This window comes from Duganella vulcania, assembly GCF_009857655.1.
GTDB lineage: Bacteria > Pseudomonadota > Gammaproteobacteria > Burkholderiales > Burkholderiaceae_D > Rugamonas > Rugamonas vulcania.
On sequence record NZ_WWCX01000041.1, the window covers coordinates 21,195 to 34,959 of the forward strand.

A 13,765-nucleotide genomic window follows, 5' to 3' on the forward strand; every position below is an offset into this window, starting at 1 on the left:
AGCGCGATGGGCATAAAAGCAACCGGCGGAATATTGAACCAGATCCCGGCCGGCGTCTGGGTGCTGGGCTTTGTCAGCATGCTGATGGATATTTCTTCCGAAATGGTCCATAGCTTGCTGCCGATGTTCATGGTGGGAACGCTGGGGACCAGCGTCCTCACTGTGGGCGTCATTGAAGGCATGGCGGAATCCACCGCGCTGATCGTCAAGGTGTTTTCAGGTACGTTGAGCGACTATCTCGGCAGGCGTAAAGGGCTGGCGGTGCTTGGTTACGCCCTGGGGGCGCTGACCAAGCCGCTGTTTGCCATTGCTAGCACGAGCGGCATGGTGCTATCCGCCAGGCTGCTCGATCGGGTTGGCAAAGGCATCAGGGGAGCGCCGCGCGACGCGCTGGTCGCTGATATCGCTCCGCCACACTTACGGGGCGCCGCCTTTGGCCTGCGCCAGTCCCTCGACACAGTCGGCGCGTTCCTCGGCCCACTGCTTGCGGTCGGACTGATGCTGCTATGGGCCAACGATTTCAGGAAAGTGTTTTGGGTGGCGGTCGTTCCTGGCATGCTGGCAGTGGCTTTGCTTTTCTTGGGTGTACGCGAGCCAGAGCGGCACCATACGACCAAACGTACCAACCCCATTCGCAGGGAAAACCTGAAACGCCTCGGCAGTGCATACTGGTGGGTGGTTGCAATCGGCGCGGTGTTCACGATGGCCCGCTTCAGCGAAGCGTTTCTGGTCCTACGTGCCCAGCAAGGCGGCGTGCCTGTCGCGCTGGTGCCGCTGGTCATGGTGGCGATGAACGTGGTCTATTCCGTCTCCGCATATCCGTTTGGAAAGCTCTCAGACCGCATGAGTCATACCCGCCTGCTGGCAATCGGGCTGATCGTGCTGATCGCCGCCGATCTGGTGCTGGCCCAGACCGATCATTGGGCGGTCGTGCTTCCGGGCGTCGCGCTTTGGGGTATTCACATGGGTATTACGCAGGGGCTGCTGGCGACGATGGTGGCGGACACGGCACCTGCAGATCTGCGTGGCACGGCCTATGGCTTTTTCAACTTGGTGAGCGGTATCGCAATGCTGATCGCCAGTATCGTTGCAGGGCTGCTATGGGATAGCGTTGGGGCTGCCTGGACGTTCCGTGCCGGCGCCGGCTTTTGTGTCGTAGCGGTGATCGGGCTGTCGGTGTATCCACACCGACCAGAGTCGAAGCAAGTCAAGTAACGAGCATCCACCATTGGGAGCCGGCGTGAATTTTTGACGTCGACTAACTTGCCTCGCCTCGACCGTCCTCGTCATTTTTTTTGACCTACCGAGGGTCAGGCATGACCTTCGGTAGGTCAAATTTGAACTGTATTCGGGTCATCTGTTCTGGCGGCCGTATCGATTTCGGTAATGGCGAGAGTGTTTAACCGGCGGCGTAGGATATATATACACAAATATATGCATGTATAGCCTCTTTAGCTTATACATGGTTATACATGGCTATACATTTCTGCGATCCATACGAATTGACGTTGGCTTGAGCGCTGTTTCTGCAAAAATCTTGCACTAGCCTCGTCCGGCACATGTAGCTGAACGCATACCTTTGCCGCACTAAAACGGACGCATAGCCTTGCCAAACGGCGAAGTTATGGGTATCGGCATACCGATGCGCGATTTAAGTGCCATTTATTTATGACGATTGTCTTTCACGCCATACCCAAAAACTCCAGTAAAATAGTTTCTGCAGGGAATCAATAACGACAATGGAAGGGTTTCATGAACGTACTTCGTACAATTTCTCGGGCATGGCACAGTGTTACCAGGGGCAAGAACTCGGCGGTCGGCACTTTCCGCCCGGAAGATTTTTATGGTCTGCAGCCTCGATCGGCCCACGCCTACAGAGAACAGTTTGATGTGGCAGAGAATTTTACTTGCGCAATAGGGGCGTCTGTTGAGCGAATAAACTGGATAGATAAAAGCGTTATCAACGATGAGACGCCTTCTGTCATCGAGCCGATGCTCATGGCGGCCGGGATCACGGACCTCCGCCAAAGCAAGGCCCAGTGTTTAAAATGGTCGGCCTATCTGGTGCCGCATGTCGAGCGAGCATTCGGGATGCGCGCCATCCTCACAATCGGCCAGCTTTGGCGTGAGAATGACCCGCTCTTCAATCCGACTTGGGAGCAATTTCACCGACTGCATGAAGAAGGTTTTTCCCTTGAAGACTTCGGTAAAAATGGGACCGGCTTCAACTTCCATGCCTGGATAACGCTCGAAACGGGCGAGATCCTCGACTTCACGCTCTTGTCCAGTTTGGCCGACGCTGTGCCGAAAAAATGGGGAGAGATGGCGGGTACTGTGGTTGGGGGATATCCAGAGGAAGTGATCAAGCACCATCAGTATGTTCCAATGGTGCTTGGCCTCGACTTCGCGCACACGTTGAACAAACGCAGCCCCGTAGCGCTGCTGGCGGAGAGCACACACGATCTACCCAAATTGCCGATGTTCGTAGCGGCCGTACCCATTTGACGTTCCTGCCGCGTGCCACGGTGACGCTCTGTACTTCTTACCGCAGGGGTCGCCGGACGGCATAGCGGGACACGCTAGTCGCCTACGATCGTCCAGAATGGAATAGAACGCTGCGGCAGGCCTGCCCCCTGCACAAGGGTTTAAAAAAGATATATGATAAAAGAAAAATAACACTAATTTCCAAATATCTATCCGGGGAAGGCAGGCGCATGGCGAGCAAACTGGAGCGTATCCTGATCTTGGCTAAAACCTATCCGTCGCCCAGCGCCAAACATACCGAGACTTCGTGCGTCGCCGGCATCAACGAGCATGGCCAGATGCGCCGCCTTTACCCCGTGCCGTTTCGCATGATCGCTGAAAACCAGCAATTTCAAAAGTGGCAATGGGTGACGCTGCGCGTTGAAAAATCGCCGGCCGATCATCGTCCTGAAAGCCACAAGGTATTTGTCGATACGATCCAGATCGGCGAAACGATACCGCCGGATAAGGGGTGGGCGTTTCGCCGTCCTTGGTGGGAGAAGATCCCCACATTCGGCAGCTTTGACGCACTGGAACAGGCCAGGCAAACGCAGCACATCAGCCTGGCATTACTGCGTCCAAAGCGCATTGAAAGACTGGAGGTCACGGCGGTCGACAATCCGGAGTGGACTGATGAGGAACTGACCAAGCTGTCGCAGGAGCAGAGCCAAGGCAACTTGTTTTCAGAAGACGAACAGCGCAAGCAACTCAAGCAGCTGGAAAAGATGCCGTTCGATTTTCACTACCACTATCTATGTGACACGCCGGACGGCGAACGCGCTTACCGCCATAAGATCGTGGACTGGGAAGTAGCCATGCTGTTCCGAAACTGCCGCAAGTCGCATGGGGACGCCTGGGAAACGCCATTCCGGGCAAAGCTGGAACAGGATTTCGCTGCACGCGATTTGATGTTCATGATGGGAAATATCCATCGGTTTCAGCACCAGTGGCTCATTATCAGCCTGATCTATCCGCCTAAGCCAGCGCCAGGTGACGCTGCGCAGGGTTGTTTGTTTTAAGGGCTGCCGCTTGCAGGTGGTTGATCTGCAGGCCGCAGTCCTGGTGGACTGCGTCGGCCACCATGGATCGATGGCACATCTGGTAGTCGGCCTCAAAGCAAAGCAGCGCGCAATGACTTTCCTGTGCGATTTCGGATAATTCCGCCACCACGGCGCGTTGACTGGTGAGGTAGCGCTTGAAGTCGCGTTTGTAGCGCGACCAGTCGCCGTCTTCCCGATACTGGTTGCGGATCGGTTTGGGGCACCCCAGCGCGACGATATGACGATAGCCCAGGCCATTGGCCTGTAAGATTTCCCGCAGCCCGTTCTTTGAAAAACCGCGCTTACGCGACAACGGCAGTTCGCGAATATCGACCACCGTATCGACCTTGCCCAGTTTCAGCAGCTTGATGAACTGGTCGATATCCAACCCTTCGTAGCCGATTGTAAAAATACTCATAATGAATTCCTTGTGAGGCCGCAGTTTACACGATTTCTTGCGATGGACCGCTCCAACGGCCGCTTCAGCGCCGCGCGTGTGCCGGTTCACCGCGCCAGTTCGCAAGTCTCCCGGCTTGGCGCCCACGCGGCTCTGCTGCACTATGCAGGGGCCAGGAAGGGGAGCGCGTACCCCAGAAACTCATTATGCGGGCGACGGACGACATCCCACCGCTTCTGGTAGTTCGGCGGTTTGGGCCGTTGATCGGCGTAGGTCAGCACCAGCCGACGCTTTGCCCGCGAGACGCCGACGAAGAACACACAACGCTCGTCGGCCAGATTGCCAAAGAACGCTTGCTCCTCGATCCCGAGCATGATCACCGAATCAAATTCCAGACCCTTGCTTTTGTGGATCGTCAGCAAACGCACCGCCTGATCGTCAGCAAAACGATTCAGTGCCGATGGTAGCACCGGTTCCAGTTGGAGCAACTCCTCAATCTTCGTCTTGACCTGCTGGATGACCTCTCTCAGCCGAGCGTGTGTTTCATAGTCCGGTGACAGGGCCACCAACGTCTCCAGGCCAACCGCACTGAGAAATTGTTTCGCGTGCTCCCACCAACCATCGTAAGGGGCACCTAGCAACTGCGCCACCGCGACTTCTTTCCTCTGCTTCTTCACAAATTGGTGAAAGGCGCGTCGCTTGGCGGACTGTAGGTCGTCATCGTCATATGGCAGCAACTGCTCTGACAGCCGTGTCCAGGCCTTCGGCTCGCGCTGCCCGTACAAGCAGGCGAGGAAATCGACAATCAACCGGGCTGCCGGTTCCGCCGACAAGTCCTGCAGCTGCGTTTCGTTGCGATACGGGATGCCCATACGCGTGAGCGCCTCCATCAAGTCGAAGGCATATTGATCTGGCAGTTTGGAAACCAGTACCGCCACCTCGGAATAGGGGAGCTTGCCACCTTGGGTCCAGCCCGCAATCAGGTTGGCCAGATACTCGGCCTCTTGGCGGCTATCGGGAAAACGCCAGGCGAATACCTCGCCCCCTTCACCTGTCAGCTGCTCCGGAGGCATTACGGATGCCGGGTCCAAGACCCGAATGATGTCGTTCTGCATGCGCAGGAGCTTGGGCTGCGAGCGGAAGTTGCGGTACATGTTCAGCGGCACCGCCGCAAAGTCACGCGCGTAGAGTTGAAAAATCCCCTCCAACGCACCCGCCCAGCCCATGATTTTCTGCTTGACGTCACCGACCGCAGTCATGCGGATCGCCGTCCCTTTGAACGCCACTTTGATCAGCTCGTACTGATCACCCGTGCAATCCTGGAACTCATCGAGAAACACGTCCGTATAGGTCTGGCGGATGGCATTGCGGGCACTTTGGGATTGCCGCAATATCTTAATGGCGAGGGGGAGGAGGTCTTGGAACGTGATTTGCGAACGCGCGACGCGATTGCTCCCGATCTGATAGCCAGGATCGAGGGCGTCGGCGCCGGTGAGCACCGGACGAAACCGGTCGATAATGCGCTTGGCAAAGGCGTGGAAGGTATGACTGTCAAACCGGCGCCCCAATGCGGCGCCGCAGCGTCGCTTGACGCGCTCTTTGAGGTTGGTGCTGGCGTCCACCTTGAACGATATGGCCAGGATGCGCTTGGGATAACGGCACGTGCCGGTGCGCAGCAGGAAGTCTGCCCGTTGCGCCAGCATTTCCGTTTTGCCTGCACCTGGCCCCGCGGTCAGCGCCAGGTTCGCCTGTCGCTCCCTTGCCGCGCGCAAGGCGTTCGGTTCCAGTGTCAGTCCGTCGGCCGGCGCCCATGCATCGGGCGCAATCATTCCGGCAGCTCCGCCAGGCGTGCAATCACTGCGTCGGCAAGCCGCGCCAACGAAGGCGGCATTGCCGCCAGCATCGCTGCATCGGTGATATGTGCCATTGCCTCGATGTGCGCGGCAGGTTTGCTACCGACTTTGAACAAGCTGTGGTAAGTGCCAAATAGCTGTAACTGCGCTTGCGCATACTGCTGTGCACCGTGGTGACTCTTGCCCAGCACGGCCTTGACGGTATCGGCGTCAGGGTCTTCCAGCGTTGCGCCGTATCGAACGGGGAAGGCTGCAAGCAGCGCAAAGTCAAGGTCCATCGGGGAGGAGAAGAAAACGCCACGTTGTTCCAACTGCTCGAAATAATTGAAAAAGGTGAGCACTTTATGCGTGTCATCGTTCCACTCGGGTATGACGAAATCAGCGGGTAACTGCTTGGCCGGCTCGTGCTTTCCGAATTGATCGTTCACATACTTGATCCGGCCCCAGCCCCCGCGAAACCTGGCCAGATCCAGATCCAGCAACGTGAGGTAGGGGATCTGGAGTTCGGACAGCAGACGCCAGAAGTGATTGACGTGGCGCCCGCCGAGTGGCGCCACCGTCACGCCCGATTCATCGACGGGCGCCCCTTTTGCGCGCAGTAACTTCGGTAGCACGATTTCCTCGCTGTCGCCTTCACCAAGCACGACCAGCCGCGAAAAATAAATCTCGGGGAACGCCTGAACAGCTTCCCGAACAAATTTGTGCGCTTCGTCCTGGGCCTCTGGCAGGCGTATGGATCGCACTTGCGTCGTGCGTCCCGCGTTCAAGCGAAGATACCGGATGTTTTCCGGCGGTACGCGCCGCAACATCGAAGGCGCATGGGTCGCGATCAGCGCCTGGGCGTCACCTTCGCTGGTGATCTTGGCCAAGGTGTTGACGATACGGCCGAGAAAATGCGGCGATAAGCTGTTCTCAGGCTCTTCGATGGCGATGATGGTAAAGACCGGGGGACGCAGTTTCTCGACATCGAAACTGGTGTCTTCTCCTGTCAGCACCTTGCGACCGATGGCGTGGGATGACACCACCAGGGACAGGTAGAGCATGGACTTCTGGCCGTCGCTCAGCCGCGAGAAATCAGCGACTCGATCGTCGTGCGCAGGGGAGAAGGAGATCGACAGATGGCGAAGTAAGGCTTCCACTTCGGACGCCGCGAAAGTGATCTTCGGATCGGCAAAATAACTCCCCTTGTGCAGCGACGTCCACGTTTCGGCAAGACACTCGCTAAAAGCGCTGATGGACGGGTTGCTCGACAGGCGCTCGGTGATTTGGTCTGTCAGTTCCTTGATGCCGGCCCGCTCGTTGTCCCAGTTGACAGCCCGCAGCATCCTGCCCAGCAGCGCGTTTGCACCGTAAGCGATATGGTCTGCCGGATCACGGCGAGCCGGCAGGTAGTGGACATGAATTTCGTTACGCTCGGCCTTAGGTACCTGGGCGGTACTCACAATGGTGCCGTCCTCCTTCACGTCCAGGACGTACACCAGCGACTCATCAATTTCACCGGCGTCGGACAGGGTCGCTTCCAGGCGGAAGCGAACGCGCACCAGGCCGTCGGCCTCGTCGAGCCGCATGTGTCCGAAGTTGGGTGCGACGCCATCGCTCTCTTCACCGTCTTCCAGTTCCGGGAACACGAAATCGACCTCAATCCAGAGCTTGCGCTCGGCTGGCACTTCGGCTTCGTCGTGCGGGACATGAAAGTCGGATTTTTTGATACGGCGAAGGGCCGGATCGAAGGCAAACAATCGGCAGATCGCTTGCAGCGCGGCGGTCTTTCCCGAGCCGTTCGGCCCGATCAGGTAGCACAACTCGGGGACGGTAAAGCTGACGGGATCTGGCCCAAAGGATTGAAAATTCGACAGGCGGATGAGGTGCAGGTTCATGGCTGGAAGGCTCACTAGATTGAAGGTGTCGTTTTTGTTATGTTGCGTGTCAGACAGAGAGTATTGAGGAAAAACGATGCCCCAATTCTCTCCATTCGTCACACTTGGATCCTGTTTATGTCTTTTTGAGTATCTCCGAAATATCGGCGCCGCTGCGGCACGCCTTCTGGCGGAACGTTTCCAGCAGCTGGCTGTCGAGCTGACGCTGGCTTTCAAGATACGCGACGCGCTCCCTCCAGGTCCGTGTTTCGCCCCGTGCGTCGTCGATCGCCACCAGCCCGAACTTCCTAAGGTCGCTCACCTCGGCGGTCAGCTTGCTGATCGCTTCGCTTTGCGCGGCCACAATGCCACGTAATTTCTCAACTTCGTGTTCCTGTTCGACAGCCCTTTGACGGGACTGGCTCAGCGCCGCCTGCAGCTGCGCAGCGTTCGCCCGTTCGGTACGCAGTTCCAACTCGGTTTCGTGCAGCCGGTCCACGTAAAAGGCGGCCTGGGCCGTGGCGGCCCCGTCTACGCGGCGATTCTGGGTCATCGCCTCGGCGATCGTGTTGGCAATTAAGGCGGGCAGGGCAGATGGCATCGCAAGCGGTGCCGGGGGGACTCGAACGCCGATTCGACACGCGGGGTTTCAGCGGCAAGCGCGGCCTTTTCGGCGGCGAGTGTGGACGTCAACGGCCGCCGGTCCGCGTAGGTGCCCAGCAAGCGCCGGCAAACGGCGGGGTTAGCTATTTTGAACGACAGAAAGTTGTAGCTACAATGGGCTTCATTTTTTAAATACGAAGCTTATGAACAGGATATTTTCCCGCGCCTCAGCCTGGTTTGCTCGCAATCAGGCCAGGCGCGCTGCTTTGGCGTCGAGAGCCGAACAACTTGACAGCGGGATTGGAGCAGACGCCCCCATCCGCACTGCCTCTCAAGATCGTCTCAGGAGAACAGATTTCGCCGAGCGTATTGCTGGTGTGCTTTCTGAGTTGACCTTGCGTGAGGGGAGAGTGTTCGCGATACGGGGAGCGTGGGGTTTCGGAAAATCTTCATTGAAGAATCTGATCACAGAAAAGCTCGATACCAGGCAAAAGGGGGCGGATTGGGTAGATTTCAATCCTTGGCAATGGGGCGACGGCGACGCAATCGCGCGAGCCCTTTTCAGTCAGATCGCGGATCGTCTTGGCGGAGATCATTCTCAAGCAGCACGGTCACGCGCAGAAACGTTGCGCCGCTACGGTGAGATGCTAACTGGCGCCGGGTCAGCGTTGAAGGAGTCAGACGGGAGCAGCAAGTTGATTTCCTCGCTGCTGACTAACACATCTGTTGTTGTCGTAGCCTCCGCCATTGGATTCGACCTACCGATTGCTGCACAGGTAGCCGCGGGGCTGGCCACGTTAGCAATAGTAGCGCCGCTGATTGGACGCGTCCTTTTGTATTTGGGGCGTCATCACCGGGAAAGTGAATCACTTAACAAAGTGCGATCAGCGCTGGAAAGTCAGCTTCGCGAGCTGGACCGACCGTTAGTGGTGTTTGTCGATGACATCGACAGGCTCGAACCGGAACAAATTAGGACGCTCCTACGACAGGTAAAGGCTAACGCTAATTTGCCTAACATTGTTTTTGTCCTGCTTTTCCAGCCCAGCATTGTTGAAAGCGCTTTAGATCCAGTTGCCAATGGCGATGGCCGCGCTTTTCTGGAGAAAATTGTTCAGACAAGCTTTGACTTACCCGCAGTGTCGGCCTCGGTGGTACACGCGGTCTTCGCGGAAGAACTATTCAAACTTGCCGAGCCTTATGCCAATGAGGCGAACGGAGTTTCGCAACAGCGATGGGGCAACGCATTCGTAGGCTGTATCCAGCCCAGGCTGCGCAACATGCGTGACGCGCGCCGCCTGATTTCATCTATTGCGGTTCATTTACCCTTGCATGTGGTGGGAGATGTATTTGAAGTGAACTTGATCGATTTTCTTCTTCTTGAAACCCTGCGGGTCTTCGAGCCTGATCTTCATTCCGCGCTTTTTCGGGAGAGATCTCTAGTTCTGCAAGAACGCAGGTTTGGTGGGGACCGCCGAGATGATGAAAACAAGGCAGCTGCAGAGCTGCTCATTGGGATTGTATCGGAGTTGCGGCGCGACATAAGTCGGGACACACTTAAGAATTTATTCCCCACTCTAGAATGGGCCTATGGCGGAACGCGTTATGCCGAAGGATTTTATCCAAAGTGGCTTGCTTCAAAACGTGCCTGTACGGGGCGTTATTTCCCCAGATACTTTGAACTTCAAACGGCCGAAGGCGAGATATCAGATAGTCGTTTTATTGCGTTCATTGAAGCTGCGGCAACGGAGGAAGGGCTAGCCGCCGCAATTTCGAGCGCGGAGGTCGATGGCCTATTGGACTCATTGGTGGAGAGGTTGGATGAGTCTGCTGCAGACCTTCCCGTAGTGAACGCCAGCGTGCTTTTACCTGGCATGTTCCAGATCGCGCAGAGATTTGCAGGTGCCAGCAATGTTGGAATGTTTGGTTCACCTTGGATTTCCGGATGGCGAGCCGTAAGTTGGTATATAAAACGCATTCCTGAAGATGTACGGGGTGAACATGTGATCGCTGCACTTCGTAAAACGGAGGCGCTTTCGGTAGCCGCAATGATGATTAATCTAAATGATCCGGCTGTCAGAAACGAGGACGGCGCCGATCAGTTTGAACCGACGTTGGACTTGCCCACCATTGAAGCGTTGAAGCACGATTGGCTTGCTTTGATACGGCGCCGAGCGCAGCCAGTTGAGACTTTAATCTCCGAACCTGACCTTGTTTCCTTGCTCTATCGGTGGCGGGACTATGCTGGCTCACTTGATGAGCCTCGCGCGTGGATGGAGCAAGCCATCAGCACCGATGCAGGATTCGCCAACATAGCGACTCGTCTGGTAGGCACTGTTACCACGCATGCTGATGGCGATCGAACCTACACCACGCACAAGCGGTTTAACAAGGAACTAATCGCTGACTTCATCGGTATCGATGCAGCCAGACTTCGATGCGATGCCATTGATCTCTCGGCATTTCCGGAAAACCGAGCTGACCTGGAAACTCTCAAAGTTTCTATCGAAAGGTGGCTTGGGTTGAGGGAGCGTGATGCGTTCGATATTTAAACTGGTGATATTCTAATGAGCCTATAGATTCAGCGAGGTATATTTTGTACAGTGAGCAGTTTGCGAAAGCGGGGAAATTTACACGATCGCTGGGCTTTCAGATTTCACCTGTGCCCATAGTATCCGGTGATTTGGTCACCCAGATCAATGGTCAAAATTTGACGGCCAGGCTCACAGCGGCAGGGATCACGAGTCTCGTCGGCAGCGCGTTCCAATGCTTGAAGTGGAGCTACGCATTACTTCCTCTGGTAGAGGAGGCGCTCGGTTGCAAAATTACCCTGACGGCTGGCAGCGTTTACATCGAAGACAGTGCCGCCTTCGATCCGTCGTACGATGACTTTTTACGCTGGCGTGATCTAGGCATCACTACTAGCGATTTCGTCGAAACAAAAGGTTTTAACTTTCACGTTTGGTATACCCTTCCCAATCTGCAGGTGCTTGATTTGACTTTATGGTCTTCGCTCGCGGTGACGTGGAATAGACCGCCATTGGCTGGACGGGTTGATGGTGGCTGGCCGGACAAGATCGCACCTCATCCAAGATTTGTGCCCATGGTCCTCGGAACTGGTTATTGGGAGCACGTTCAGGCCCGCAGTGAAGTGCCGTTGCTCAGTGACTAAACGCCAGGAACCTGTTTATGTCTTTTTGAGGATCTCCGGAATATCGGCGCCGCTGCGATATGACTTCTGGCGGAACGTCTCCAGCAGCCGGCTGTCGAGCTGACGCTGTCCTTCCAGATAGGCGGCCCGATCCTTCCAGGTCCGTGTCTCGCCGCGGGCGTCGTCGATGGCCACCAGCGCGAACTTCCTGAGGTCGCTCACCTCGGCAGTCAGCTTGGTGATCGCTTCGCTTTGCGCGGCCACAATGCCACGGAATTTCTCAACTTCCTCTTCCTGTTCGACAGCCCTTTGCCGGGACTGGCTCAGCGCCGCCTGCAACTGCGCGGCGTTGGCCCGCTCGGTACGCAGTTCCAACTCGGCTTCGCGGAGACGGTCAGCGTAAAACGCCGCCTGGGCCGTGGCGGCCCCGTCCACGCGGCGATTTTGGGCCATCGCCTCAGCGACCGCGTCAGCGATCAATGCGGGCAGGGCAGATGGCATCGCAAGCGGTGCGGCGGCCTCGGACGCCAATTCGACCGGCGTGGTTTCAGCGGCCAGCGCGGCCTTTTCGGCAGCGAGCGTGGACGTCGACGGACGCCGGTGCTCCACGTAGGCGCCCAGCAACCGCCGGTAAACGGCAGGGCTGTAGAAGCGGCCGGTTGCCGTATGCACCAGCCGGATGAACGCGCGCACGAAGGGCCGATGATTTTGGGGATCAATCGGATAGTCGAGTTCTAGCTGGGCGACGCCGGCGGAAATCGCGCGGGCCTGGTCATCCGTGAGCGAAAAGGGTGGGCGTGGCATGCGGTGTCCTGAAATCAATATGAGTACATTAACAGATATATTTATACCTGTCAAAACACACAATTTACCTTAATATGGATTAAGGTAAATGATTTATCCAAACGACAGGTTGGGTTTCACGCTCGGATTTGCGCCCGATCTCAATCGCTTTCGGCGCACCTAATTGCCGTTGCGAGTAAAAATTCTTGCAATATCTGATCCACAAGCTATAGTGCCTGTGGTGGTAAAATTCACTACATATAGTCATCCAGCTATTTGCGGAGGTTTTATGGCAGGCAAATCTACAGGCGGGAAGATCGCGTCGACTGCTGGGCGCACGCTGTCGAACCCAAATGCGTCGTCCATCCAGCGCAGCTTGGCCGGCAGCGCGTTGGCACAGGCAGGCACCAACAAGGTCACGGGCAAGGCGATGGAAGCGAAAGCGTCGGGCGCCCTGCAAAACCCGAATTCCAGCGCGACCACAAAGCAGCTGGCTGGCTCTGTCACCTCGCAGTCGATCAAAAAACGCTGACGTCCGGCGCCACGCCGGCGCGTGCCGGTCAACAAGGAGGCAAGATGCGGTTCAACTACATGCTAGGTCCGGATGACCGCCACCTGGCCGAGGCCAGTATGCTGGGCCATCTGGCCAACGTGACCCTGTGGTCGGGCACGTACGACCAGGTCACGGCCTTGCATTTCAATCTGCAGTTCGACGACGATTGGGCTGAAAAAGCTGGGGACGATAAATGCCATGATGCAGCCAGAGTGGCGATCGCACACGCCCTGGAGTGGCATCCGGCACCGGGCGTAATTGTCGACCTATTCGCTGAACCCACCGTAGCGCGGTGGCCGGGGCGGCTTGACATTGTGGTCTGAGTTAGGTGAGCTTTTGCGGGAGGCTGATCGTTAATCTCATGCTGAACAACGTTTCCGACAGTTTTGCAAACGCTCTGTGCCGCAATTTGCTGTCGCCATCCGTACTCGACCAGGGCTTCCAATCTGGCGTGTTCATTGCGGCAGGAGGGAACACACCGCCAGAGGCTGCTGTTCTTGATACCTTGACCAATAACTTGGCCAAGGTCGACGCCCGAGTGGCTCGCATGTGTGCGGAGGAGCTTGGCAGCGATGACGTGCTCGAAAGGGTGACTGAGGCAGTCCGAACTCAGGTAATGGACACCATATGGGGCCGGCGTCCGGGTGGCTTGAAAGACCTCGTGCGCCAAATTACACAGGACGGGACGCCGTTCGTCATGCTGATCGAGAACATCGACGCCTGGCTAGATTCCTCGGAAGGCGTGCGCATGCTGTGCGCATTGAAGGCCATTCGGGATGCCACCAATCTGCCGCCGGGGCATGGCGGGAAATTCCTTTTGGTCGGTATTGGTGCTTCACCCAAAATGATCGCGCTGACGCAAGACCGCAGCCAGGCATTTTACGGCGCAGTCTATCTGACACTGGCAGATCAACACGTCCGTTCCACAGCAGTCGGCCAATAGAGGCGTCAAAATAAATGCCGCCGCGGGAAGAGTCACTTTTACGCTATCGTACGCATGCGTCTGATT

At 56.7% G+C, this 13,765-nt stretch carries 13 protein-coding genes; 8 read left to right on the plus strand and 5 right to left on the minus strand.

What is annotated here, in order from left to right; translation table 11 throughout:
• Positions 1-6: 6 nt before the first annotated feature.
• The 3 genes from GTP90_RS20355 (at position 7) to GTP90_RS20365 (ending at position 3,542) form a co-directional block, all read left to right on the plus strand.
• Entirely contained in the window at positions 7-1,215 is a 1,209-nt protein-coding gene (locus tag GTP90_RS20355; protein ID WP_161085244.1) for an MFS transporter, read from the plus strand.
• A 537-nt stretch (positions 1,216-1,752) separates the two neighbouring features.
• Positions 1,753-2,505 (plus strand): hypothetical protein, encoded by a 753-nt coding sequence (locus GTP90_RS20360; protein ID WP_161085245.1) that lies wholly within the window; start codon positions 1,753-1,755, stop codon positions 2,503-2,505.
• Between the two features lie 209 nt (positions 2,506-2,714).
• Positions 2,715-3,542 carry a DUF8757 domain-containing protein gene (locus tag GTP90_RS20365; protein WP_161085246.1) on the plus strand — a complete coding sequence of 276 codons (828 nt, stop codon included), beginning with the start codon at positions 2,715-2,717 and terminating at the stop codon, positions 3,540-3,542.
• Here GTP90_RS20365 and GTP90_RS20370 read toward each other — a convergent pair.
• From GTP90_RS20370 to GTP90_RS20385, 4 genes are all read right to left on the minus strand, one after another.
• A complete protein-coding gene (locus GTP90_RS20370; protein ID WP_371875096.1) occupies positions 3,499-4,107 on the minus strand; it encodes a DUF488 domain-containing protein in 609 nt (202 codons plus the stop codon). The two genes, GTP90_RS20365 and GTP90_RS20370, sit on opposite strands and share 44 nt — an antisense overlap.
• 14 nt (positions 4,108-4,121) lie before the next feature.
• A complete protein-coding gene (locus GTP90_RS20375) occupies positions 4,122-5,789 on the minus strand; it encodes a UvrD-helicase domain-containing protein (RefSeq protein ID WP_161085247.1) in 1,668 nt (555 codons plus the stop codon).
• Positions 5,786-7,690, minus strand: a complete 1,905-nt coding sequence (locus tag GTP90_RS20380; RefSeq protein ID WP_161085248.1) for an ATP-dependent nuclease — start codon at positions 7,688-7,690, stop codon at positions 5,786-5,788. The genes GTP90_RS20375 and GTP90_RS20380 overlap by 4 nt, the downstream gene beginning before the upstream one ends.
• 115 nt (positions 7,691-7,805) lie before the next feature.
• Positions 7,806-8,270, minus strand: a complete 465-nt coding sequence (locus GTP90_RS20385; protein ID WP_161085249.1) for a hypothetical protein — start codon at positions 8,268-8,270, stop codon at positions 7,806-7,808.
• Positions 8,271-8,475: 205 nt separating this feature from the next.
• Here GTP90_RS20385 and GTP90_RS20390 point away from each other — a divergent pair, with 205 nt between their 5' ends.
• Positions 8,476-10,821, plus strand: coding sequence for a KAP family P-loop NTPase fold protein (locus GTP90_RS20390; protein WP_161085250.1), 2,346 nt, complete (start codon positions 8,476-8,478; stop codon positions 10,819-10,821).
• A gap of 44 nt (positions 10,822-10,865) precedes the next feature.
• The gene (locus GTP90_RS20395; RefSeq protein WP_161085251.1) at positions 10,866-11,441 is read left to right on the plus strand and encodes a hypothetical protein; all 576 of its coding nucleotides are present in this window, start codon (positions 10,866-10,868) and stop codon (positions 11,439-11,441) included.
• A gap of 15 nt (positions 11,442-11,456) precedes the next feature.
• Here GTP90_RS20395 and GTP90_RS20400 read toward each other — a convergent pair whose 3' ends face one another.
• On the minus strand, positions 11,457-12,224 hold the full coding sequence (locus GTP90_RS20400) for a hypothetical protein (protein ID WP_161085252.1): 768 nt from the start codon (positions 12,222-12,224) through the stop codon (positions 11,457-11,459).
• Between the two features lie 268 nt (positions 12,225-12,492).
• On the opposite strand from GTP90_RS20400, the gene GTP90_RS20405 reads away from it, so the two are divergent.
• Genes GTP90_RS20405 through GTP90_RS20415 form a run of 3 tightly spaced genes read left to right on the plus strand, consistent with a single transcriptional unit; the run spans position 12,493 to position 13,699 of the window.
• Positions 12,493-12,735 carry a hypothetical protein gene (locus GTP90_RS20405; RefSeq protein WP_161085253.1) on the plus strand — a complete coding sequence of 81 codons (243 nt, stop codon included), beginning with the start codon at positions 12,493-12,495 and terminating at the stop codon, positions 12,733-12,735.
• Between the two features lie 44 nt (positions 12,736-12,779).
• Positions 12,780-13,079 (plus strand): hypothetical protein, encoded by a 300-nt coding sequence (locus GTP90_RS20410; RefSeq protein WP_161085254.1) that lies wholly within the window; start codon positions 12,780-12,782, stop codon positions 13,077-13,079.
• A gap of 38 nt (positions 13,080-13,117) precedes the next feature.
• The gene (locus tag GTP90_RS20415; RefSeq protein WP_161085255.1) at positions 13,118-13,699 is read left to right on the plus strand and encodes a hypothetical protein; all 582 of its coding nucleotides are present in this window, start codon (positions 13,118-13,120) and stop codon (positions 13,697-13,699) included.
• Positions 13,700-13,765 lie beyond the last annotated feature (66 nt).

Bases quoted from the DNA above. Each gene is read 5' to 3' on its own strand.
- GTP90_RS20355 (WP_161085244.1), top strand. From the start codon at position 7: ATGGGCATAAAAGCAACCGGCGGAATATTGAACCAGATCCCGGCCGGC.
- GTP90_RS20360 (WP_161085245.1), top strand. From the start codon at position 1,753: ATGAACGTACTTCGTACAATTTCTCGGGCATGGCACAGTGTTACCAGG.
- GTP90_RS20365 (WP_161085246.1), top strand. From the start codon at position 2,715: ATGGCGAGCAAACTGGAGCGTATCCTGATCTTGGCTAAAACCTATCCG.
- GTP90_RS20375 (WP_161085247.1), bottom strand. From the start codon at position 5,789: ATGATTGCGCCCGATGCATGGGCGCCGGCCGACGGACTGACACTGGAA.
- GTP90_RS20380 (WP_161085248.1), bottom strand. From the start codon at position 7,690: ATGAACCTGCACCTCATCCGCCTGTCGAATTTTCAATCCTTTGGGCCA.
- GTP90_RS20385 (WP_161085249.1), bottom strand. From the start codon at position 8,270: ATGCCATCTGCCCTGCCCGCCTTAATTGCCAACACGATCGCCGAGGCG.
- GTP90_RS20390 (WP_161085250.1), top strand. From the start codon at position 8,476: ATGAACAGGATATTTTCCCGCGCCTCAGCCTGGTTTGCTCGCAATCAG.
- GTP90_RS20400 (WP_161085252.1), bottom strand. From the start codon at position 12,224: ATGCCACGCCCACCCTTTTCGCTCACGGATGACCAGGCCCGCGCGATT.
- GTP90_RS20405 (WP_161085253.1), top strand. From the start codon at position 12,493: ATGGCAGGCAAATCTACAGGCGGGAAGATCGCGTCGACTGCTGGGCGC.
- GTP90_RS20410 (WP_161085254.1), top strand. From the start codon at position 12,780: ATGCGGTTCAACTACATGCTAGGTCCGGATGACCGCCACCTGGCCGAG.
- GTP90_RS20415 (WP_161085255.1), top strand. From the start codon at position 13,118: ATGCTGAACAACGTTTCCGACAGTTTTGCAAACGCTCTGTGCCGCAAT.